This is a genomic window from Bradyrhizobium sp. B117, from assembly GCF_038969555.1.
Lineage (GTDB): Bacteria > Pseudomonadota > Alphaproteobacteria > Rhizobiales > Xanthobacteraceae > Bradyrhizobium.
This window is the reverse complement of the sequence record NZ_CP152414.1, coordinates 7,948,922-7,970,219: the sequence shown is the minus strand read 5'-3', so window position 1 is coordinate 7,970,219 and position 21,298 is coordinate 7,948,922. Positions and strand designations below refer to the sequence as shown.

The 21,298-nt window shown below is 64.7% G+C and carries 21 protein-coding genes, 1 tRNA gene and 1 pseudogene; 16 read left to right on the top strand and 7 right to left on the bottom strand.

The features are described 5' to 3' along the window. Positions 1-320: 320 nt before the first annotated feature. From AAFG16_RS38600 to AAFG16_RS38585, 4 genes and pseudogenes are all read left to right on the top strand, one after another. Positions 321-824: a helix-turn-helix domain-containing protein gene (locus tag AAFG16_RS38600; RefSeq protein ID WP_342733831.1), complete on the top strand. Its 504-nt coding sequence runs from the start codon at positions 321-323 to the stop codon at positions 822-824. Continuing rightward, positions 821-1,195: a hypothetical protein gene (locus AAFG16_RS38595; RefSeq protein WP_342733829.1), complete on the top strand. Its 375-nt coding sequence runs from the start codon at positions 821-823 to the stop codon at positions 1,193-1,195. The genes AAFG16_RS38600 and AAFG16_RS38595 overlap by 4 nt, the downstream gene beginning before the upstream one ends. Beyond that, entirely contained in the window at positions 1,195-2,043 is an 849-nt protein-coding gene (gene istB / locus AAFG16_RS38590) for an IS21-like element helper ATPase IstB (RefSeq protein ID WP_342733827.1), read from the top strand. Before AAFG16_RS38595 ends, istB begins: the two co-directional genes overlap by 1 nt. 97 nt (positions 2,044-2,140) lie before the next feature. After that, positions 2,141-2,331: pseudogene (locus AAFG16_RS38585) on the top strand (hypothetical protein); the annotation flags it as partial. A gap of 223 nt (positions 2,332-2,554) precedes the next feature. On the opposite strand, the gene AAFG16_RS38580 reads toward AAFG16_RS38585, so the two are convergent. The 3 genes from AAFG16_RS38580 to AAFG16_RS38570 form a co-directional block, all read right to left on the bottom strand. Then, positions 2,555-2,746 (bottom strand): hypothetical protein, encoded by a 192-nt coding sequence (locus AAFG16_RS38580; RefSeq protein ID WP_342733825.1) that lies wholly within the window; start codon positions 2,744-2,746, stop codon positions 2,555-2,557. A 1,320-nt stretch (positions 2,747-4,066) separates the two neighbouring features. Next, positions 4,067-4,142, bottom strand: a tRNA-Ile gene (locus AAFG16_RS38575). 340 nt (positions 4,143-4,482) lie between these two features. Then, entirely contained in the window at positions 4,483-5,457 is a 975-nt protein-coding gene (locus tag AAFG16_RS38570) for a tripartite tricarboxylate transporter substrate binding protein (RefSeq protein ID WP_342733823.1), read from the bottom strand. 106 nt (positions 5,458-5,563) lie between these two features. Here AAFG16_RS38570 and AAFG16_RS38565 point away from each other — a divergent pair, with 106 nt between their 5' ends. Then, entirely contained in the window at positions 5,564-6,526 is a 963-nt protein-coding gene (locus AAFG16_RS38565) for a TAXI family TRAP transporter solute-binding subunit (protein WP_342733821.1), read from the top strand. A 128-nt stretch (positions 6,527-6,654) separates the two neighbouring features. Here the strand turns inward: AAFG16_RS38565 and AAFG16_RS38560 are convergent, their stop codons facing one another. Together AAFG16_RS38560 and AAFG16_RS38555 are read right to left on the bottom strand one after the other, a co-directional pair. After that, positions 6,655-7,869, bottom strand: a complete 1,215-nt coding sequence (locus tag AAFG16_RS38560; RefSeq protein ID WP_342733819.1) for an ABC transporter substrate-binding protein — start codon at positions 7,867-7,869, stop codon at positions 6,655-6,657. Between the two features lie 99 nt (positions 7,870-7,968). Continuing rightward, positions 7,969-8,862: a helix-turn-helix transcriptional regulator gene (locus AAFG16_RS38555; protein ID WP_342733817.1), complete on the bottom strand. Its 894-nt coding sequence runs from the start codon at positions 8,860-8,862 to the stop codon at positions 7,969-7,971. Between the two features lie 396 nt (positions 8,863-9,258). Between AAFG16_RS38555 and AAFG16_RS38550 the strand changes: the two genes are divergently transcribed. From AAFG16_RS38550 to AAFG16_RS38525, 6 genes are all read left to right on the top strand, one after another. Then, the gene (locus AAFG16_RS38550; protein ID WP_342733815.1) at positions 9,259-10,086 is read left to right on the top strand and encodes a substrate-binding domain-containing protein; all 828 of its coding nucleotides are present in this window, start codon (positions 9,259-9,261) and stop codon (positions 10,084-10,086) included. Positions 10,087-10,140: 54 nt separating this feature from the next. Then, positions 10,141-11,247, top strand: a complete 1,107-nt coding sequence (locus AAFG16_RS38545) for a molybdopterin-binding protein (RefSeq protein ID WP_342733813.1) — start codon at positions 10,141-10,143, stop codon at positions 11,245-11,247. 13 nt (positions 11,248-11,260) lie between these two features. Beyond that, positions 11,261-13,210 carry a molybdopterin biosynthesis protein gene (locus tag AAFG16_RS38540; protein ID WP_342741036.1) on the top strand — a complete coding sequence of 650 codons (1,950 nt, stop codon included), beginning with the start codon at positions 11,261-11,263 and terminating at the stop codon, positions 13,208-13,210. A gap of 127 nt (positions 13,211-13,337) precedes the next feature. Then, a complete protein-coding gene (locus AAFG16_RS38535) occupies positions 13,338-14,468 on the top strand; it encodes an FAD-dependent monooxygenase (RefSeq protein ID WP_342733811.1) in 1,131 nt (376 codons plus the stop codon). A 13-nt stretch (positions 14,469-14,481) separates the two neighbouring features. Beyond that, complete coding sequence (locus AAFG16_RS38530; protein WP_342733809.1) at positions 14,482-14,685, top strand: hypothetical protein; 204 nt, start codon at positions 14,482-14,484, stop codon at positions 14,683-14,685. Between the two features lie 105 nt (positions 14,686-14,790). After that, a complete protein-coding gene (locus tag AAFG16_RS38525; protein ID WP_342733807.1) occupies positions 14,791-15,090 on the top strand; it encodes a hypothetical protein in 300 nt (99 codons plus the stop codon). Between the two features lie 5 nt (positions 15,091-15,095). On the opposite strand, the gene mobA is transcribed toward AAFG16_RS38525, so the two are convergent. Then, the gene (mobA, locus tag AAFG16_RS38520; RefSeq protein WP_342733805.1) at positions 15,096-15,737 is read right to left on the bottom strand and encodes a molybdenum cofactor guanylyltransferase MobA; all 642 of its coding nucleotides are present in this window, start codon (positions 15,735-15,737) and stop codon (positions 15,096-15,098) included. Continuing rightward, positions 15,718-16,608: a formate dehydrogenase accessory sulfurtransferase FdhD gene (fdhD, locus tag AAFG16_RS38515; protein WP_028134660.1), complete on the bottom strand. Its 891-nt coding sequence runs from the start codon at positions 16,606-16,608 to the stop codon at positions 15,718-15,720. The genes mobA and fdhD overlap by 20 nt, the downstream gene beginning before the upstream one ends. Positions 16,609-16,814: 206 nt before the next feature. Here fdhD and mobB point away from each other — a divergent pair, with 206 nt between their 5' ends. The 5 genes from mobB (at position 16,815) to AAFG16_RS38490 (ending at position 21,239) form a co-directional block, all read left to right on the top strand. Beyond that, positions 16,815-17,342, top strand: coding sequence for a molybdopterin-guanine dinucleotide biosynthesis protein B (mobB, locus tag AAFG16_RS38510; RefSeq protein WP_342733801.1), 528 nt, complete (start codon positions 16,815-16,817; stop codon positions 17,340-17,342). Between the two features lie 9 nt (positions 17,343-17,351). Then, entirely contained in the window at positions 17,352-18,608 is a 1,257-nt protein-coding gene (gene glp / locus AAFG16_RS38505; RefSeq protein WP_342733799.1) for a gephyrin-like molybdotransferase Glp, read from the top strand. A 45-nt stretch (positions 18,609-18,653) separates the two neighbouring features. Then, complete coding sequence (locus AAFG16_RS38500; RefSeq protein ID WP_283081508.1) at positions 18,654-18,917, top strand: sulfurtransferase TusA family protein; 264 nt, start codon at positions 18,654-18,656, stop codon at positions 18,915-18,917. Positions 18,918-19,217: 300 nt separating this feature from the next. Next, positions 19,218-20,873 carry an OFA family MFS transporter gene (locus tag AAFG16_RS38495; RefSeq protein ID WP_342733797.1) on the top strand — a complete coding sequence of 552 codons (1,656 nt, stop codon included), beginning with the start codon at positions 19,218-19,220 and terminating at the stop codon, positions 20,871-20,873. A 90-nt stretch (positions 20,874-20,963) separates the two neighbouring features. Beyond that, positions 20,964-21,239, top strand: a complete 276-nt coding sequence (locus tag AAFG16_RS38490; RefSeq protein ID WP_342733795.1) for a hypothetical protein — start codon at positions 20,964-20,966, stop codon at positions 21,237-21,239. Positions 21,240-21,298: the final 59 nt, after the last annotated feature.

Sequence of the window (21,298 nt, the reverse complement as noted above, 5' to 3'; positions counted from 1 at the left end):
ACGTGTTACCTGCAATGTGGAAAGTCCCCCCATCGAAGCGTCGCGGTTAGCAGGCTTTATCAAGCAGCTAAGGCCGAGAAGACGATTCAGGGGCGTGCGCTACGACTGCTGCGTTCTTGGCTTTCGCCCGAGCAAAGGACAGAGTTCGATACCAGGCGGTACTTCGATGTGGTAGGATGCGACAGTAGGAAGCGTTATCGCATCCGGCGGGGAACATCCGGGAACGTGAACGAGATCGACGAGTGTCGCGCGCCATGGAAAACTGCCCCCTCAGCGTCACGAGGAATTGCCCCCTCCTCGGATGGCTGAGGAGAGAGTGAATGAAGCAGGAACGAATCACTGAAGGCTCGCTGTGGAGTGATCCACGGGGGCAAGTGATGAAGACGCCGGATGAGGTGGCGGAGATGTTGCGCCTGAGGGCGTGCGGATGGGGTCTGAAGCGGATTGCGCGGCAACTGGGCTGCAGCCATCACACGGTGAAGGACTACGTGGCGGCGGGCGGGGTGAAGCCGTTCAAGTCCCCCGAGCGGCCCAAGCGTCTCGACGGCCTTGAGGGTTGGCTGCGCGAGAGGCTCATTCGGCATCGCGGCAATGCCGACGTGGTGCGCCAGGACCTGTTGGCCGAGAAAGGCGTGACAGTCAGCCGGCGTACGCTGCAACGTGCCGTGCAGCCCTATCGCCAGGCGCTGAAGGCGGAGGCGCTGGCGACGACGCGGTTTGAGACGCCGCCGGGCCGACAGCTGCAGATCGACTTCGGGGAGCGAACGGCACGACCGGCGAGGCGCCGATGGCTCGCTTCGCACGAGACGAGGCACACCGGTTGAAACCGCTCCGCGGCCAGCCGTCGTTCGGATCGTTGCGCGAACTGACCCGCGTTGTCGGCAACGATTGCGCCGTCGAGATCGACACCAACAGTTACTCGGTGCCCTGGCGGCTGAGCGGCGAGCGCGTGGTGGTGACGGTCGCAGCCGGCGAGGTTCGGATCCGCCATGGATTGCATCAGGTTGCGGTCCACAAGCAAGCGGAAGGTCGCCGACTGCGGATCATCGATTCCGCCCATCTCGATGGTGTTGCTGGGCGCAATGGTGCGGTCCGCCGGGCGGAGATCGCGGCGGCGGTGCCGGGATCGTCTCCACCGCCCTCGTTGTTGCGTCCTCTTGCCGAATACGAAGCCGTGATCGGGGGGAGCTTCTGATGGCGCGGACAAAGAAGATAATTGAAGCAACGACGGATCCGCTCGACGCCATGCTGGCGAGATTGCAGCTCTCCGGCATCCGCGATCAGCTCGACAACTTGCTCGACGAGGCGGCGCGCGCGAACCTGTCGGCGCGTGAGACGCTGATCCTACTGTGCGAGCGCGAGATCGCGCGCAAGGATCATCGCCGCATCGAGATGGCGCTAAAGCTCGCGCACTTCCCGGCCGTAAAGGAGCTGGCGGGCTTCGACTTCGAGGCGCAGCCGTCGATCGACCCAAAGCAGATTCGCGATCTTGCCGCGTCACGTTGGATCGCCAACGGAGAGAACGTGCTGCTGCTCGGTCCGCCAGGCGTCGGCAAGAGGCACCTGTCGATTGCACTCGGGCGAGAGGCGATCCTGGCCGGGTATACGGTGCAGTTCACCACGGCAACGACGCTGGTCGCGGGCCTTGCCAAGGCGCACGGCGAGCGGCGTCTGGACGAGAAACTGCTCGCGCTGTCAAAGCCAAAACTACTGATCGTCGACGAACTCGGCTACCTGCCCCTGGAACCCGACGCTGCGCATCTATTCTTCCAGCTGGTCAGCCGCCGCTACGAAACCGGCGCCATGCTAATCACGTCGAACCGCAGCGTTGCCGAATGGGGCACCGTGTTTGCCGATCCCGTGGTCGCCACCGCGATTCTCGATCGGCTCCTGCACCACAGCCACGTGCTGACGATCCGCGGCGACAGCTACCGGCTCCGCGCCAAACGGAAGAGTGGCCTCATCAAGCCGCCAACCGCCGGTGACGGCCCTCCGGTCGGCTCCGCCTCCCTCCGTCCCGTCACCGGCGGAAGCAACCATTAAACGACATCATGAACCTGATGGTGGGGGCAGTTCTTCATGACGCAAAGGGGGCAGTTCCGGATGCGTTTGACACGACGAGTACGGGCGGCTCGGCAGGGGCTGGTGTTTCGTCCCGCTGGGTGGCTTGGTCGAGGGCGACGTCATGCTCGCCCAAAAATAGCTCTCGAGACGGACGAGGAGCGCGCTTTGAGCGTTGCCAACAGCTTCCCGGGACCGATCCGATGGCGCCTACCCAGATATCGTCCATCAGAGGGGAGGAGTTTGGGCGCACGTTTTTATTCCAGCTAAGAGCCGGTCGGGACAATCAATAAACCTCCAGGCATCGCCCGCAGGTTGGGGAAGTGCGACTCAACGCCGTCGCAGCATCGAGCTTAATCGGCATTGTGTTCCGAGATCCAATCCGACCCTAGCGCCCGCTGACTGGCCACGTTCACAATGAAAAGTTCGCGCTATGCTTCATGGGCATGATTCTGGAAGCGATGCTTTGCTCCTCGATGGGAGCGGGGTGCTGCTACTGAAATACTTTGGGCAGCACGACGGCGACCTCGATCGCCTGTTTCAAGATCTCCGTAGCCAAATCCGCAATCACCAAGGCGAAGTCCTCTTCGATCTCCGCGGCGATGCTTTCGTCCTTCGCATAGACGTACAAAAGCGGCCCATCCACTTCAGCAAATCTGACGCCTGCGAACACGCGATAGAACACAGTCGCGCCTATTACACCGGCTAGCTTCGCCTGTGTCGCGTAGTCTTGGGTGTCACTGAGATGGCGCGGAGATAAAGTCACCTGGCGCGAAAACAAGTCTTAAAAAAACAATTCGGCAACCTATCGCCAGCGAATTGGAGGAAACGCTTGCTGTCTGCGGGTGCAGTTCTCACGCGCTCCACCTGACGCAACATGATCGTGTTGGTGCTGGCCGTGGAGCAATCCACATTCCGCCCGGATTGTTGTGGCGCACTCCACCCTAGTGCGCCATTCGTTGTCGGCTCACCGGAGCACGGATGCTCCCGCCCGAGATCCGGCCGCCTGCGTGCCTACTGCGGGGCCAGTTTGGTTCACTGGCGCTGTCCGATGCCGCTGGCTCTCACGAGGCCACCTAGTTGCTTTTCTTCATTGCTCCAAGTTAGTCGAAACTCTTCCGCTTGGACCGAGCCATGAGTGGCCTTTGAAGCTCTTGCGTGGTTGAATCTTCCAATCAACAACCTGCTCTCTATTGATCAGCTTTAGATCCCGAATAGGATGAAAGTTTGATCGCAGTCGAACGTCGTCTCAATACCAAAGATCCCAATCCCTCGAGCCTCTGCCTTCCAACAAGTCCCCTCATTAACTTATCAAACGACAGCGTCTGCTTTCCATCAAAACGACGTTCGTCACTTGTAACTGACTTCGGCGCTCCTTCGATGTCGAACGACGAGATGCCCGCGGCGAGTTTTTCCGCGCCTATGACGACGGCTCCGCGGGGTCGACAGCGGCCGCCTGCTCGGCCTGCGTCAGACCGACCTGCTGAACGACCACAACCTCACGACGTTGAGACTAAGATTGGGAACGCGCATGGACGACAAACGATGGCATTGACTTCCTAACCTTGAGGAGGCTGAAACCAGAAACGTGGGTCGCGTCGGCCAAAGCTACCGGACCGAGGTATCCGTGCTCGAGTTGGCATGTTGGGGGACCCAGTCCCTCCCTTATGCCTGCGTTGTCGTTGGACGAGCGCTCCTCGAGACAAGGGAGCGATTACCGCGGCGTCCAGTTACGAGCATCCATCGGTGCTACGCTGCGACAGACCGCAGCGACTTGGCTCATGCAGCGAGGCGCGGATTCGCGGCAGGCAGCGGGGTATCTCGGGATGTACTGAGGTGCTGTCAACACGTATGGCCATCACAATCCCGACGATTTGTCGGATGCCGTCGACAGAATCGCTAAGTGCTACCCAGTCAGCGAACGAAAAGCGCACGTATCTGGTGCGATATCTGGCGCGGTGCTTCCGATGAAACGAAACCGCCCTTGATAAGTCGCTGATTTCATTGGTGGGCCCGGCAGGACTCGAACCTGCAACCAGACCGTTATGAGCGGCCGGCTCTAACCATTGAGCTACAGGCCCCGCCGCGGGACGGCCAGCGCGAATGCTTGGCCGGCAACGGTGCGCGGTTCGTTTACAGGGATGGAGGCGGGGGTGCAATGCTGGCCGCCGCGGACGGGAACGCCGGCACAGACTGGTCAGGGATTTCTAAATTACCGAAATCGGCGATGATGCCCTTATGCGCCTGTTTTGCCCAACGAGTCAAACGGCTTTTTCGCGGGCCTACTCGCTCGATCTTGTAACCCATTGCAATCGCGCGGGTTTTCTACTGTGCATGGGGTTGTTTTCATTTTTTTGATTGAAGGGGCCTTGCGGCCCCTCCAATGGCTCGCTTGCGAGCTGCAAGCTCGCCGCCAGGCCCCTAGTCCACCGAGACCCCGGCGAACTCCACCACCTTGCGCCACTTCTCGGTCTCGTCTGCGACCAGCTTGCCGAACTCGGCCGGCGCCATTGGCTTGGGGATGCCGCCGTTCTCGGTCAGCCGCGCGATCACCTTCGGGTCCTTCAGCGCTTCGCCGACGGCCTTGTTGAGGATCTCGATCACCTCGCTCGGCGTCCCCTTCGGCGCGGAGATGCCGTAGAAGCCGACCGATTCGAAGCCGGGCACGGTCTCGGCGATCGCTGGCACGTCGGGCACGGTCGGCCAGCGCTGCGGCGAGGTCACGCCGAGCGCGCGGACATTGCCGCCGCGCGACTGCTCGAGCGCCGAGGGCAAATTGTCGAAGATCAGCTGCACCTTGTTGGAGATGATGTCGGGGAAGGCGATCGCCGAGCCGCGATAGGGCACGTGGATCATGTCGCACTTGGTCATCGCCTTGAACAGCTCGGCCGACATGTGCACCGAGGTGCCGTTGCCGGACGAGGCATAGGAGATTTTTCCGGGATTGGCCTTGCAGTAGTCGATGAACTCCTGGACCGTCGCCGCCGGAAACGCGTTGGAGACCACCAGCATGTTGGTGAGCTGCATGATGCTCGCCACCGGCACGGTGTCGCGCAGGAAGTCGTAAGGCAGCTTCTTGTAGAGTGAGGTCGAGATCGCGTTGTTGGGCGCGACGAACAGCAGCGTGTAGCCGTCGGCCGGGGCGTTGATCGCAGCCGCAGCTGCGATGTTGCCGCCGGAGCCGGCGCGGTTCTCGACGATGAATTGCTGGCCGAGGCGATCCGACAGCGCCTGCGCCATGATCCGCGCCACGATGTCGACCGGGCCGCCGGCGGCAAAGCCGATCATCCAGTGCACGGGGCGGTCGGGATAGGCGGCTGCGGCGGGAGGGGAGGCGCTGAAAAGACCAAACAGGACTGCAAGCCCGAAAACACCGTTACGCAAAATTCGCAACATGACGCCTCCCATTGTTCTATTGTCGTTACGGGGCATGCTTTCACAAAAACGGGCCGCTGCCTACATCGCCGCAAGTCGGTGTTGACGCAGGCCGCCGGGACTGACCATGAGATTCGCAATTCTCCTTCTCGCAGCGGTGCTGCCCTTCACCACCGCCGCTGCTCAAACCGGAGGCAAGGCCATTCCGACCACGACACTCAGCCTCGGCACCGCGACGCCCGGCGGCGGCTTCCCGCTTTATGGCAATGCCTTTGCCGAGGTGATGAACGCGGCCGATCCGCAAATCACCATCACGCCGCGCAACACCAAGGGCAGCAACGAGAACATTCCGCTGCTGGAGAAGGGCGAGCTCGATCTCGCTTTGGTCGCGGGCGAGCCGGCCTATGAGGCCTTTGCCGGCATCGGCCGCGCGCCGGTGCGGCTGAGGATCTTGACGGCGATTTATTCCAACCCCGGCATGTTCGTTGTGCGCGCGGACAGTCCCTACAAGACCATCCGCGATCTCGTCGGCCAGCCCGTCGCGTTCGGCGCAAAAGGCTCGGGCCTGCCGATCCTGGCGCGCTACGTGCTCGATGGCCTTGGCCTCAAGCAGGATGAGGATTTCAAGGCCATCTATCTCGACCGCGCTGGCGATGGCCCCGCGATGGTCGAGGACGGCCGCGTCGCAGCTCTCTGGGGCGCCGGCATTGGCTGGCCCGGCTTCGCCGCGGTGGCATCCAGCGCGTCAGGCGCGCGCTTCATTGCGCCGAGCGCGGAGGAGATCACGCGCATCCGCGCCAAGCATGCGTTCCTGAAGCCGATGACCGTGCCGGCCGGCTCCTATCCCAAGCAGAGCGAGCCGATCGCCTCGCTCGGCTCCTGGAGTTTCGTCCTCACGCGCGAGGACCTGCCCGACGATGTCGCCTATCGACTGGCGAAGACTCTGCATGGCGTCGAGGCCACCTTCTGCAAGCAGCTCGCGCAGGCCTGCGAGACCACGGCCGCAAACACGGTCGCGGCCGCGCCGAAGGCGGAGCTGATCCATCCAGGCGTGATGAAGTACTTTCGCGAGATCGGGGTGGTGAAATAGGACGCGGCCACGCCCGCCACCGTCATGGCCGGGCTTGACCCGGCCATCCACGCGTCACCGCGATTGAGGAAAGACGTGGATGCCCGGGTCAAGCCCGGGCATGACGAGTTGTGTGTTTCGCTACACCATCACTTCTTCACCAGCGCGCACGCCGGGTCCGGCGGCCCGAACGCCTTCTCGCCGGAGATCGTCGTGAGGATCTTGTAATAGTCCCACGGATACTTGCTCTCCTCCGGCGTCTTCACCTGCACCAGCCAGAGATCGTGCACCATCAGATTGTCCTCGCGGATCTTGCCGTTGCGGGCGAAGAAATCCTCGACCGGCTTCTCGCGCATCTTCGCCGCGACCTTGAGCGGATCGTCGGTGCCGGCGTCCTTGATGGCGTTGAGATAGTGGATCACGCTCGAGTAGACGCCGGCCTGCCACATCGACGGCATCTTGTTCATCTTGGCGAAGTAGCGCTTCGACCATTCGCGGGTCTTGTCGTCCATGTCCCAATAGAACGACGTCGTCAGGAGCAGGCCTTGCGCGGCCTGCAGGCCGAGGCCGTGGATGTCGGTGATCAGCGCCAGCAGCGCCGCCATCTGCTGGCCGCCCTTGAACACGCCGAACTCCGAGCCGGTCTTGATCTCGTTCATGTTGTTGGGCGGGCCTGCCGCAATGCCGATGATCTTGGCCTTGGAGGCCTGCGCCTGCAGCACGAAGGAGGAGAGGTCGGGCGTTGCCAGCGGCGGCTTCACCGAGCCCAGCACCTTGCCACCATTAGCGGTGATGACGCTGGAAGCATCGCGTTCGAGGGAGTGACCGAAGGCGTAGTCGTCGGTGATGAAGAACCAGCTGTCGCCGCCGCGCTTCACCACCGCATCCGCGGTGCCGACCGCGAGCGCGCGGGTGTCGAACACCCACTGCATCGCGTAAGGCGAGCAGAACTTGCCGTGGAAATCCGCGGTGCCGGTGGAGTGGGTGATGAACAGCTTCTTCTTCTCGTTGGCGATGTTCTGCACCGCGAGGCCGACGGCGGAGACCGGCACGTCGACGATCAGATCGACCTGGTCGACGTCGTACCAGCGCCGCGCGATCCCGGCGCCGATGTCGGCCTTGAGCTGGTGGTCGCCGATCACGATGCTGATCGGCTTGCCGAGCACGGTGCCGCCGAAATCATCGATCGCCATCTGCGCCGCGGTCACCGAGCCCTGGCCGGTCGGCGCGGAGGCGGGGCCGTTCATGTCGGTGAGCACGCCGATCCTGACGACGTTGTCGGACACCTGCGCCATTGCGGCACCCGGCAATAGCGCTGCCACCAAGGCAGCCGCGACCGGCAGTCCAAATCTCGCTGGGTTCACGCTTGTCCTCCCCTGATCCGGCACGTTGGCCGGTGTTGCCCCGGGTATGGCCCGGCTGAATTGGTTTCTTTTGCAACTATTAGGGGGCGGGCGTCAATGTCAGGCTGCGAAGCGGATCTGTCCTGCGGGCGAGGGATCATAGCCGGTCAGCTCCTCGGCGCGCTGGCGCAGCCGCCGCTCGTTCAGGAACCGGATCAGAGCCTGCATGGCGGGGCGGAAATAGCTGCGCTGCCGCATCGCAAGATCGAAATTCTCCCAGACCAGCGGCACGAAATCGAGCCCGGCCGAGCGCGCCACCGCCCGCGTCGCGACGCCGCAATCGGCCTGTCCCGCGCGCACGATCTCGGCGAGGTCCGGACCCGTCAGGGCCGGCGTCTCGATCCGGTGCAAATCCCGCGTCGAGGCGCCGGCGCGCTTCAACAGCACGTCGAGCAGCATCTGCGCGCCCGTGCCCTGTTGCCGCATCGCCATCCTGGCGCCGAGCGCGAGCACGTCGGCGAGGCCGCGCAGCCGCTTCGGGTTGCCCGGCGACAGCACGAGCCCCTGCTCGCGGCGCACGAACGCGACCAGCACCGCATCATGCAGGTCCGGCGCATCGCGCAGCGCCGTCGCACTGGCGTCGGCGGCAAGATTGCCGTCGGCGTCGAGGCTGTGGAAGTGCACCGCGGCCGCCATCACCTCGTCGCGCTGCAAGCGCTCGAGCCCGCGCGCGCTGCCCTCGCTCATCGATCCCAGGCCCGAGCCGGATTCGCGCAGGCTCCAATCCAGCAGCTCGTCCTGGCTGCCGCCCACGACCGGCGGCGGCTCCGCGATCAGCATGCCGGCGGGACGCGCGAGGCCCGACAGCACCCAGAGGTCGAGCTCGTGCCGCGGGAAGAGCCACTTGCCGGTCACCTTGGTGCACGGGATCGCGCCGTTGGTGACGAGTTCGTAGAGCTTGCGTTCGCCGAGCCGGAGATAGTCGGCGGCTTCGCTGGTCGTCAGGAATTCCATCCTGCATTCCTATGCAAATTCTTGCTTCTTTTTGACGTTCGACGCAGGTGGAATTCTGCATTTCAATTTGTGTTCATCGGAACCATGCACGATGATCTCGTTGCTTTGCAACACATCCGCGCGCGCGATTTTTGCTTTGGTGAACGATCCTGTTGCACGCACATGGTGCGAGGGTTGCGATCGCGATCGAGATGAGCGTCGCAGCGTTGCCGAACTTTCCCGAGTGTCACGCCTTTGAACGGTTTGCGCCGGTGCGGCGAAGTCTGCTGCTGGTGGTGGTCAGATGTCGGCTCTATCTGTCGTTGTCGAGACCCGGGGCCGCGGAATGGCAATGCGTCACGAGTGCGGCGCAATCGATCATCATCATGACCGCGTCATATCCGAGGGAACCCGTCCATGGCCGTTCGCCGCCTCTCCGCTCTGCTTGCGCTTCTCTGCGGCCTTGCCGTTGCGGCGTCATCCGCGGAGGACCGCTCGATCGTGCTGGCGACGACCGCATCGACACAGGAGTCCGGCCTGCTCGACTATCTCCTGCCGATCTTTCGCGACAAGACCGGCATCGACGTCACCGTGATCGCGCGGCGCGCCGACGAGGTGCTCGAGGGCGCGCGTCGGGGCGAAGCCGACGTGGTGCTGATGCATGCGCGACCGCAAGAGGAGAAATTCGTCGCCGACGGTTTTGCATCGAAGCGCTACGACGTGATGTACAACGACTATCTGCTGATCGGGCCGAAGAGCGATCCCGCCGGCGTGAAGGGCAAGGACATCGCGACCGCGCTGAAGGCGATCGAGGCCAAGGGCGCGCCGTTCGTGACGCGCGGCGATCGCTCGGGCACCCACGCAGCCGAGCTCGCGCTCTGGATCATCGCCGGCATCGACATCGCAAGCGCCAAGGGCGCCTGGTATCGCGAGGCGAGGCAGGGCATGAACGCGGCGCTCGAGGCCGCGCGCGCCGCGAATGCCTATGTGCTGTCCGATCGCGGCAGCTGGATCGCCTTCAAGGAGCGCGGCGATCTCGACATTGTCGTCGAAGGCGACAAGCGGCTGCTCAACCAGTACGGCGTGATGCTGGTCAATCCCGAGAAGTTTCCCGACGTGAAGAAGGAGCTGGGGCAGACCTTCGTCGACTGGCTGACCTCGCCGGAGGGGCAGGCCGCGATCGCCGGCTACAAGGTCGACGGACAGCAGCTGTTCTTTCCGAATGCGGACAGGTCGGGCGGCTGATGTCCGGATCGTCAGCGGTTGCCAAACCGGGCGATGCATGGTCCATCATGGCGCATGACCCAGCGCTTGCCGCCCTCGCTCACATCGCTCGACGTCGCGCTCGCCGCGCTGCTGCGCGGTGTTGATCCGCTTGCGCCGGTGGAATTGCCGCTGACCGAAGCGGCCGGCTGCATCGCGGCGGGCACTCCGCTGCTCCGAGCCTATCCGTCTCACGATCTCGCCGCCACAGACGGCTGGGCGCTATGCGCCAATGATCTCGTCGGCGCATCCGCCTATTCACCGCTGCCTCTGCTAGCGGCGCCTACGTGGGTCGAAGCGGGCGACGCGGTGCCTGGGGGATGCGACTGCGTGCTCGACGCCGATGCGGTCGAGGTGTCGGGCCCGCTGGTCCAGGTGCTGGCCGAGGGCGTGCCGGGGCAGGGCGTCAGGCGCGCCGGCAGCGATATCCCGGATCGCGCGCCTGCCGGGAGACAGGGACATTCGGTCAGTGCAGCCGATTTGCTCGTCGCGGGCGTCGCGGGCTTGGCAAAGCTCAGCGTGCGGCGGCCGCGGCTGCGCATCGTCAATGTGCCGGGCGCAACGGCAACGGCGCATATGATCGCCGGGATCGCGCGCGCAGCGGGACTCGATGTGACGACGTTCGAGGCCGATGCGCGCGATCAGGCATCGATTGCCGCTGTGCTCGATACCTCCTCCTGCGATGTGATGGTGACCATCGGCGGTAGCGGGGTCGGCCGCCGGGATGCCGCCATCATGGCGCTGGCCCAGCGCGGCGATGTGCTTGCCCATGGCCTCGCGCTCCAACCCGGACGCACCGCCGCCGTCGCGCGGCTTGGCAAGGTTCCCGCAGTGGCCCTGCCGGGATCGCCGGATCATGCGCTCGTGGGCTGGCTCGCGCTGGTGCTTCCGCTGGTCGATCGTCTGGCGGCGCGCCAGCCGCGCCGGCAGGTGACCTTGCCGCTCGCGCAAAAAATTGCATCCAGCGTCGGCATCGCCGAGATCGCGCTGCTGGTTGAGGAACATAAGACATGGATGCCGATTGCGGTCGGCGAGTGGCCGCTCCAGGCGATCGCCCGCGCGGATGCATGGCTGCTCATTCCCGGCAGCCACGAAGGATTTGCGGCGGGCGTGCCGATCGATGCTTATCTGATCCGGGAGTGACATGGGTTCCGGCATGACGATGATCCCGCAATCGCCAGACCGCAGCGCGCTCGAACAGGAGCAGTTCCTCAAGATCCTCTCGCGCGAGGAGGCGCTGGCGCGCTTCGAGGCGGCGCTGTTCCCGCGTGCGCTTCCGAATGAGACGCGCAAGCTCGGTGCTGCGCTCGGCGCGGCACTCGCCGAAGACGTCACGGCACCGATCGATGTGCCGCCGTTCGACCGCTCCAATGTCGACGGCTTTGCCGTGCGCTCGTCCGACCTCTCCGCTGCCGGCGAAGGAGCACCGGTTCGCCTTGTGCTGAACGGCGAGACCATCCATTGCGGCACCGCGCCGGCGCTGCAAGTCGCAGTGGGAACCGCAACGCCCATCGCGACCGGTGGTCCGCTGCCGCGCGGCGCCGACGCCGTCGTCATGGTCGAGTATACCCAGCCGGCCGGCTCGGATGCGATCGACATCCGCCGCGCGACGTCTCCTGGCCAATTCGTCTCCTACGCAGGCTCCGACATCGTGCGCGGCGAGGCGCTGCTGCGCGCCGGCACGATCATCGGCTCGCGCGAGATCGGCATGCTCGCGGCCTGCGGCATCGCCGAGGTGAAAGTCGCGCGCAAGCCGCGCGTTGCCGTGATCTCCACCGGCGACGAGCTGGTGCAGCCCGGCGGAGCGCTGGCGTCGGCCGCGATCTACGACACCAACGGTGCGATCGTCACCGCGGCGATCAACGAGAATGGCGGCGAGGCGATCTTCCTCGGCGCTATTCCCGACGATGAGGCAAAGCTCGAAGCCGCCATGCGCAGCGCGCTGGCGGACGCCGACATGCTGGTGCTCTCAGGCGGCACGTCGAAGGGCGCCGGCGACCTTTCCCATCGCATCATCGGCCGGCTCGGGGCACCCGGCATCATCGCGCATGGCGTGGCGCTCAAGCCGGGCAAGCCGCTGTGCCTTGCGGTGTGCGATGGCAAGCCGGTGGTGATCCTGCCGGGCTTTCCGACCTCGGCGATGTTCACTTTCCACGACATGATCGTGCCGGTCCTCCGAAAAATGGCCGGCCTGCCGCCGCGCTCCGATGCCAAGGTGAATGCGACCGTGCCGGTGCGCATCGCCTCCGAGCTCGGCCGCACCGAATTCGTCATGGTCTCGCTGGTCGAGGGCAAGGACGGCCTGATCGCCTATCCATCCGGCAAGGGCTCCGGTGCGATCACGTCCTTCGCGCAGGCCGACGGCTTCCTGCGCATCGATGCGCTGGCCGACCAGATGCCGGCCGGGACCGAAGCCGAGGTGACGCTGTTCACGCCGCATGTGCGCGTGCCCGATCTCGTCATTGTCGGCAGTCACTGCACCGGCCTCGATCTCGTCACGGCACAGCTCGCGCATGCCGGCCTCACCGTCCGCTCGATCGCGGTCGGCAGCCTCGGTGGGCTCGCGGCGGCGAAGCGCGGCGAATGCGACCTCGCGCCGATCCATCTGTTCGACGACAAGAGTGAGACCTACAACACGCCTTATCTCGTCGAGGGGCTCGAGCTCGTGCCGGGCTGGCGGCGGATGCAGGGCATCGTCTTCCGCAAGGGCGACAAGCGCTTCGAGGGGCTCGGCGCGAAGGAGGCTGTCGCTGCTGCGCTCGCTGACCCTGCCTGCATCATGGTCAACCGCAACCAGGGCGCCGGCACGCGCATCCTGATCGACCGCCTGCTCGGCGGCGCGCGTCCCGAAGGCTACTGGAACCAGCCGCGCTCGCACAACGCCGTGGCCGCGGCCGTCGCGCAGCATCGCGCCGACTGGGGCATGACCATTGCGCCGGTCGCCCATGCGGTCGGCCTCGGTTTCATTCCGTTCGCGGAAGAGCATTATGACTTCTCGCTAGTGACGGCGCGCAAGCAGCGGCCGGCGGTGCAGGCTTTTCTCGATGCGCTCGGCTCGGACGAGGCGCGTGCGGCGCTGGAGCACGCGGGCTTCCGGCCCGCCTAAAGCGCGTGAACGCGCTTTAGATTCTTGTTCGAGCATGATCTGGTCGGAAAACCGCTTTACACTTTTCCGGATCATGCTCTAGATCGACGACGCGGCGCTCAAGTCGCGCGGCAGGGTGGGGGACGCGATGGCTAGGCCGCTTTCGGTTGCGATCGTCGGTGCCGGCATGGGCGGGCTCGCGACAGCCGCGGCGCTCAGGCGCGTCGGCGTCGACGTCATGGTCTACGAGCAAGCCTCGCAATTTGCCCGCATCGGCGCCGGCATCCAGATCGGCTGCAACGCGATGAAGGTGCTGCGCGCACTGGGGCTCGAGCAACGGATGCGCAGCCAGTCGTTCTACCCACGCTCCTGGAATAATCGCGACTGGAAGAGTGGCGACATCAAATTCGACATGATCTTTGGCGAGAGCGCGGAGGAGAAGTTCGGCGCGCCCTATCTGCTCGCCCATCGCGGCGATTTGCATGCCGCGCTGGCGAGCGTGGTGCCGGATGAATTTATAAGGCTCAACCACAAGCTCGTCGGCCTCGACGAGACCGGTGAGGGCGTCCGGCTCACCTTTGCCGATGGCGCCAGCGCCGTTGCCGATGCCGTCGTCGGCGCCGACGGCGTGCATTCGACAGTACGCGATATCCTGTTCGATACCGCACCGGTCAGGTTCACCGGCCGCATCGCCTATCGCACCACCTATCCAGCGGCGCTGCTCGGCGGCGAGACAATCGACGACTGCACCAAATGGTGGGGCAAAGACCGCCACATCGTGATCTATTACGTCAAGCCTGATCGCAGCGAGGTCTATCTCGTCACCAGCCAGCCCGAGCCGGACTTCCGCATCGAGTCCTGGTCTGCCAAGGGTGACGTGCGCGATCTGCGCGCCTCATTCGAAGGCTTTCATCCGCAGGTCGGACAAGTGCTCGCGGCGTGCCCCGACGTGCACAAATGGGCGATCATGGACCGCGACGCGCTGGAGCGCTGGGCTGACGGTAAGGTGACGCTGCTCGGCGATGCCTGTCATCCTATGACGCCTTATATGGCACAGGGTGCGGCGATGGCGATCGAGGATGCTGCCGTGCTGTCGCGCTGCCTCGACGGTGTCGACCGAGACGGCGTCGCGGACGCATTCCGCCGCTTCGAGGCGACGCGCAAGGAACGCACGACACGGGTGCAGGAAACCTCGCGCGCCAACATCTGGCTGAGAGAGCGGACCGATACGAGCTGGGTCTACGGCTACGACGCCTTGTCGGTGCCGCTGGCGGCTTGAGCGGCGTGCTCTCTTGCGCGTTCCTGCTCTCGGCCTCGGCGAGCGCGCGCTGGGCGGCAGGTGGCAGTGGCTTCGGGTCAGGCGGGACGTCTACGATCTGATCGCTGCCCGTGGCCTGTCCGCTCAGTCGCTTCGTGCGATCGATCGCGACCGAGAGATCGAACACGAAATCGACGACTTCGAAGACGGCCGTCAGAAGAGAGTTGACCATGGCTGATCCGGAGGCATGTCCCGATCAGTGGTCGCTTCCAGCCTCGGTACGGTTCGATCGTCCTATGAACGCCAACGGCCGCCACCGCGACCAAGGAGCATGAGCCAAGCCATGACCGCGCCCACACCCCTTAATTTCCGCAAGATCGCCGCGCTCGTCGCAGCTGCCGGGACGTTGTTCTGGCTCTACACCTTCTATTTCATCGCCCATGTCCCCCAGGGCGACGGCACCGGCTTTCAATGGCTCGCGGTGTTTCCGCTCGGCATGATCTTTGGGCTGTTCTTCCTGCCGGTTTGGCTGCTGGTTGCGATGAACTGGCTGCCGCGGTTTACCACGCTCGTAGCTATCTGCGGCCTGATCGCCTTCGCGATCATCTGGGCGCAACTGCTCAACGAGTTTCCAAACTCGTAAAGCTGCTACGACGCGTCATCCAGCGCCGCCAGCCGCTCAGCCTCGGCGATGTCCTCGACCGTGTTGGCATTGAAGAACGGATCGAGCGGCTCGGCTGGCCACGTCACCGTCGCGAGCGGATAGCGCGCGGTCCAGCGGTCGATCTTGCGGAGGTCCTCGACGACCAGTGCGTGGCGCAGCTCGTTGCGCAAGGCGACGCGCCACAATCCGATCACCGGATGCGACTGATCGCCGGATGCCGCGACCGCGAGCTGGGCGTTCTCCCGTGTTCGCACTTCGTGCAGGCGTGCGACGAGATCGCGCGGCAGGAACGGACAGTCGCCGGCGGCGCTGAGCACCCACTCGATGCCAGGACGGTTCGCCGCGGTCCAGTCGAGCGCAGCCAAAATGCCGGCGAGCGGACCGGGGAAGCCGGGCACGTCGTCGGCGACCACCTGCAAGCCGAACGCTGCGAAGCGCGTGGGATCGCCGTTGGCGTTCAGGATCAATCCGCTGCACTGAGGCGAAAGGCGCGCGATCACGCGCTCCAGAATGGTGCGGCCGCCGATGGTGCGCATCGGCTTGTCGCCGCCGCCCATGCGCCGTGCCAGGCCGCCGGCGAGCAGCACGCCTTGCGTCGCGGGAATGCTAGTCGTCACCACCTTCACCCTTGCGCTTGTGCTTGGCCGACTCTTCCTCGACGTAAGCGAGGTTCTGGTCGTAGACGATGCGCTCTTCGCCCGCGAGTACGATGAAGCGCTTGCCGCGGGTGCGGCCGACCAGAGTCAGGCCGACCTGCCGTGCGAGATCGACGCCCCAGGCGGTGAAGCCGGAGCGCGACACCAGGATCGGAATGCCCATCCGCACGGTCTTGATCACCATCTCCGAGGTGAGGCGTCCCGTGGTGTAGAGGATCTTGTCGCTGGCATCGACGCCGTGGCGGTACATCCAGCCGGCGATCTTGTCGACGGCGTTGTGACGGCCGACATCCTCGGTGTAGCAGAGCGGGGTGCCCTCCTTGCACAGCACGCAGCCATGGATCGCGCCGGCCTCCAGATACAGCGAGGGCATGGTGTTGATGGTCTGCGTCATCTGGTAGAGCCAGGAAGTACGCAGCTCGGCCTTTGGCAGCGCGACGCTCTCGACGGCCTCCAACAGATCGCCGAAGGCCGTTCCCTGCGCGCAGCCCGAAGTCTGCGTGCGCTTCTTCAGCTTGGCTTCGAAATTGGTGTGGTGCTCGGTGCGCACCACGACCACCTGGAGGTCGTCGTCGTATTCGACCTCGGTGACGGCGTCATTATATTTCAGCATGTTCTGGTTCAGCAGGTAGCCGAGCGCCAGATATTCCGGATAGTCGCCGATCGTCATCATGGTGACGATCTCCTGGGCGTTCAAATAGAGCGTCAGCGGCCGTTCCATCGGCACCTTGATCTCGACCCTGGCGCCGGTCTGGTCGGTCCCGGTCACGCTCTGGGTCAGGCGCGGGTCGTCCGGATTGGGGACGATCAGGGGCACCGGGGCTTTGTCGATCTTCATCATGGCCGTGACGTTAGCATGACATTCCGGTCAAGCCGATATAAGCATGGCGGGGAATGGGCAAATGCCTCCGCTCGTCATTGCGAGCGCAGCGAAGCAATCCAGAACTTTTCCGCGGCAGCAGTCTGGATTGCTTCGCTCCGCTCGCAATGACGGGGAGGGGACGGTGGTTCCATCGGCTGGCGAGCCGTTGGCGGAGATTGGACGGTATGAAAGTCATCGGCCTTGCAGGCTGGAGCGGTGCGGGCAAGACCACGCTGTTGACGCGGCTGATCCCGCATTTCAACGCGCAGGGCCTGCGTGTCTCCGTCATCAAGCACGCGCATCACCAGTTCGACGTCGATGTGCCCGGCAAGGATTCCTGGCGGCATCGCGAGGCGGGCGCGGCCGAGGTGCTGGTGGCCTCGTCAAACCGCTGGGCCCTGATGCACGAGTTGCGGGGAGCGGCCGAGCCGCGACTGCCGGAACTATTGAGCAAGCTGTCCGCCGTCGATCTCGTCGTGGTCGAGGGCTTCAAGCGCGAGCCGCATCGCAAGATCGAGGTGCACCGCGCCGCCAACGGCAAGCCGCTGCTGTTTCCCGACGATCCCGGCATTGCCGGGATCGCGACCGATGTCGCGATTGACACGCGGCTGCCGACTGTCCATCTCGATGATATCGAGGCTGCCGCGGCGCTGATGCTGCGGGCGGCGATGCCGGTCGAGGAAGCGGTGGCAAAAAGCGCTGCGACGCGCTGACGAGGCACCATGGCGCAACTGTCTGACGATTGCTTTGCCTTCGGCGGACCGATGATGTCGGTCGACGGGGCCGTTGGCCTGATCACGACCCGTGTCAACGCGATCACTGATCTGGAAACGGTCGCGCTTGTCGATGCGGATGGCCGCGTGCTGGCGCGGGATATCGCGGCGCCGCTGCCGCTGCCGCCGTTCAGCAACTCGGCCGTTGACGGTTACGCCGTGCGCAATGCCGATCTTCCGCAAAGCGCGGAGCAAGCGATGCCGCTCGATGGCCGCATCCAGGCCGGTGGGGCTGCGCACGCGCCGATCAAGCCGGGTCACACTGCGCGCATCTTCACGGGCGCGCCAATGCCGCCGGGCGCCGAAACCGTCTTCATGCAGGAAGACGTCCGCATCGATGCATCGGGCAAGATCGTGCTGCCGGCGGGATTGAAGCCCGGCGCCAATGTACGTCCTGCGGGCGAGGATATCCCTCAAGGACAGATCGCGCTGCGCGCCGGCCAGCGCTTGCGGCCGCAGCATGTCGCGCTTGCCGCGGCCTTCGGCCTTGTCAGGCTCGACGTGATCAGGCGCATCCGCGTCGCGGTGTTCTCGACCGGCGACGAACTGGCCTCGCCCGGCGAGCCGCGCGCCGCCTCGCAGCTGTTCGATTCCAACCGTTTCATGCTGATGGCGATGCTGCGCCGGCTCGGCTGCGAGGTCAGCGATCTCGGCATCTTGCGCGACGAGCGCACTTCGCTCGCGAATGGTTTGAAGCAGGTTGCAGGCAGCCATGACTTGATCCTCACCACGGGTGGCGTCTCGACCGGCGAGGAGGACCACGTCAAGGCGGCGGTGGAGAGCATCGGCTCGCTGGTGTTGTGGCGGATGGCGATCAAGCCCGGACGGCCCGTGGCGATGGGCATCATCGAGGGCACGCCGCTGATTGGTCTACCCGGCAATCCCGTCGCGAGCTTCGTCACCTTCGTCCATGTGGTGCGGCCGACGGTGCTGGCGCTCGCCGGCAGCCTTCCCGAGCCGCTGTTGCCGATCCCGGTGCGCGCTGCGTTCACCTACAAGAAGAAGATCGGCCGCCGCGAATATGTGCGCGCGACCTTGCGGTGCGGAGAGGATGGCGCGCTGGAGGCAGTCAAGTTCCCGCGCGAGGGCGCCGGCCTGTTGTCGTCGCTGGTCGACACCGACGGCCTCATCGAGCTCGGCGAGGACGTCATTCGTGTCGAGCCCGGCCAGAGCGTGGGTTTCCTATCCTATGCGGATCTGCTCTGACGCCCCTTCGTTGACGCCAACGCTTCGCCCCGCCATGTTGCGCTCATGACCAGAACGACGCTTGATCTCACCGGCTTGAAATGCCCGCTGCCTGCCTTGAAAACGCGCAAGGCGCTGAAGCCGTTACAGCCGGGCGATCAGCTCGAAGTGCACTGCACCGATCCGTTGTCGGTGATTGACATTCCGAACCTGATCCGCGAGACGGGCGACACGGTGGAGATCACCGAGCGCAACGACGCGCGCATCGTGTTCTTGATAGAAAAAGCGAATGGTCCGATAGCAGACGTCAATGGTGCGCTGCGTTCTTGAGCACGTTACCGCGCTGATACCGACCTTTTGTCTATCGACATCAATCACGGCTTCTGCCCCAATTGACAATCTCCGTGCAGGCGCGGAGGTTGAGTCTTGTCTGCGATACGCGGATCAATGCACGTCGTATCGGCATAGCGCCCCGCTCGCGGGGTTAACTTTTCGGATGCGCGCGACGATCCTGGCGCGCGTCGGATGATTTTGCGGAGCAGCAGGGACAATTGGCTGCGCTGCAACGGGCTGAGAAAACAGGATCGCAGCGGCAGGGTGCTCAGAAGGGCAACTGCAGGGGAGGACTACATGACAACAATCGAGGGCGCCGGAACACTATCGGGCGCCGGCGGGGGCTTTCTGGATCGCGAGCGGACCATCGCGACCGCCGGCTTCAATCGCTGGCTGGTGCCGCCGGCGGCGCTGTGCATCCATCTTTGTATCGGCATGGCCTATGGCTTCTCGGTGTTCTGGCTGCCGTTGTCGCGCGCGATCGGATTGACCGCGCCGAAGACCTGCGGGGATATTTCGCTGTGGCAGGAGCTGTTCACGACCAGCTGCGACTGGAAGGTCGCCAGCATGGGGTGGATGTACACGCTGTTCTTCGTGCTGCTCGGGATCGCGGCGGCGGTCTGGGGCGGCTGGCTGGAGCGGGTGGGGCCGCGCAAGGCCGGTTTCGTTTCGGCGCTGTGCTGGTGCGGCGGTCTCTTCCTCGGCGCGATCGGCGTCTACACCCATCAGCTCTGGCTGTTGTGGCTGGGGTCGGGTGTGATCGGCGGCGTCGGTCTCGGCCTCGGCTACATCTCGCCGGTGTCGACGCTGGTGAAGTGGTTTCCGGACCGCCGCGGCATGGCGACCGGCATGGCCATCATGGGCTTCGGCGGCGGCGCCATGATCGGTGCGCCGCTGGCGAACCTTCTGATGAACTATTTCAAGAGCCCGACCTCCGTCGGCGTCTGGGAAACCTTCGTCGCGATGGGCGTCATCTACTTCGTGTTCATGATGATCGGCGCGTTCCGCTATCGCCTGCCGCCGCCCGGCTGGCAGCCGGAGGGCTGGACCCCGCCGACCAAGGCGAACGCGATGATCTCGAAGAACAACGTCCATCTCAACGACGCGCACAAGACGCCGCAGTTCTGGCTGATCTGGTGGGTGCTCTGTCTTAACGTGTCGGCGGGTATCGGCGTGATCGGCATGGCCTCGCCGATGCTGCAGGAGATCTTCGCCGGCAAGCTGATCGGCCTGCCGGATGTGGGCTTCAACGCGCTCGACGCCGGCCAGAAGGCGCAGATCGCCGCGATCGCCGCGGGCTTTGCCGGATTGCTGTCGCTGTTCAACATCGGCGGCCGCTTCTTCTGGGCGTCGCTGTCGGACAAGATCGGACGCAAGAACACCTACTACACGTTCTTCATCCTCGGGATCGTGCTCTACGCGCTGGCGCCGACCTTCGCGGCGATGGGCTCGAAGCTCCTCTTCGTGCTCGGCTTCGGCATCATCCTGTCGATGTATGGCGGCGGCTTCGCCACCGTGCCGGCTTATCTCGCCGACATGTTCGGCACCCAGTTCGTCGGTGCCATCCATGGCCGGCTGCTGACCGCGTGGTCCACCGCCGGCATCATCGGCCCCGTCGTGGTGAACTACATCCGCGAGTTCCAGCTCGCAGCCGGCGTGCCGCGCGACCAGCTCTACAACACGACGATGTACATCCTGTGCGCGATGCTGATCGCGGGCCTGATCTGTAACTACCTGGTCAAGCCGGTCGATGCGAAGTGGCACATGAAGGAGGCCGACGTTGCCAAGCTGCAGGCGGCCAGCGCCAGCGCGGCCGCCGCGGGGCCGCACGGCTCCTACGGTATCGGCTTTGGCGGACTTGATGCCAAGGCGGCGCTGTTCTGGGCCTTCGTCGGCATTCCCCTGCTCTGGGGTGTCTGGAAGACGCTGGAAAGCGCGGTCAAGATCTTCTGATCGCCGTCGAGACTGCTGCGGGATGTTCATCTGCATCCCGCAGCGTTCGCCTTTTAGACATCACCAGGAATGGGACTTAGGGGGACCTCAATGCTTCGCACCCGTATCTGCCTCGCTGCCATGCTGCTGGCCGCGGGCCTTCACACCGCGTCGGCACAGACAGCGACCGCGCCCGCTGCACCGGCCGCGACGACCGAAGCCAAGCCGGGCAAGATCAAGCTCACCATGCAGAAGCTGAAGGACATGAAGGCGAAGTGGTCCGCCAATAAGCCGAAGCTGAAGGCCTGTCGCGGCGAGGTGAAGTCGAAGGGCCTGATCGGCGACGATCGCTGGTTCTATATCGAAGAGTGCATGAACAAGACCTGAGGCAAGGTTCCCGCGAACAGTTTGCGTAAGGGGGCGCGGCAGGGCGGCTGTCCGCCCCC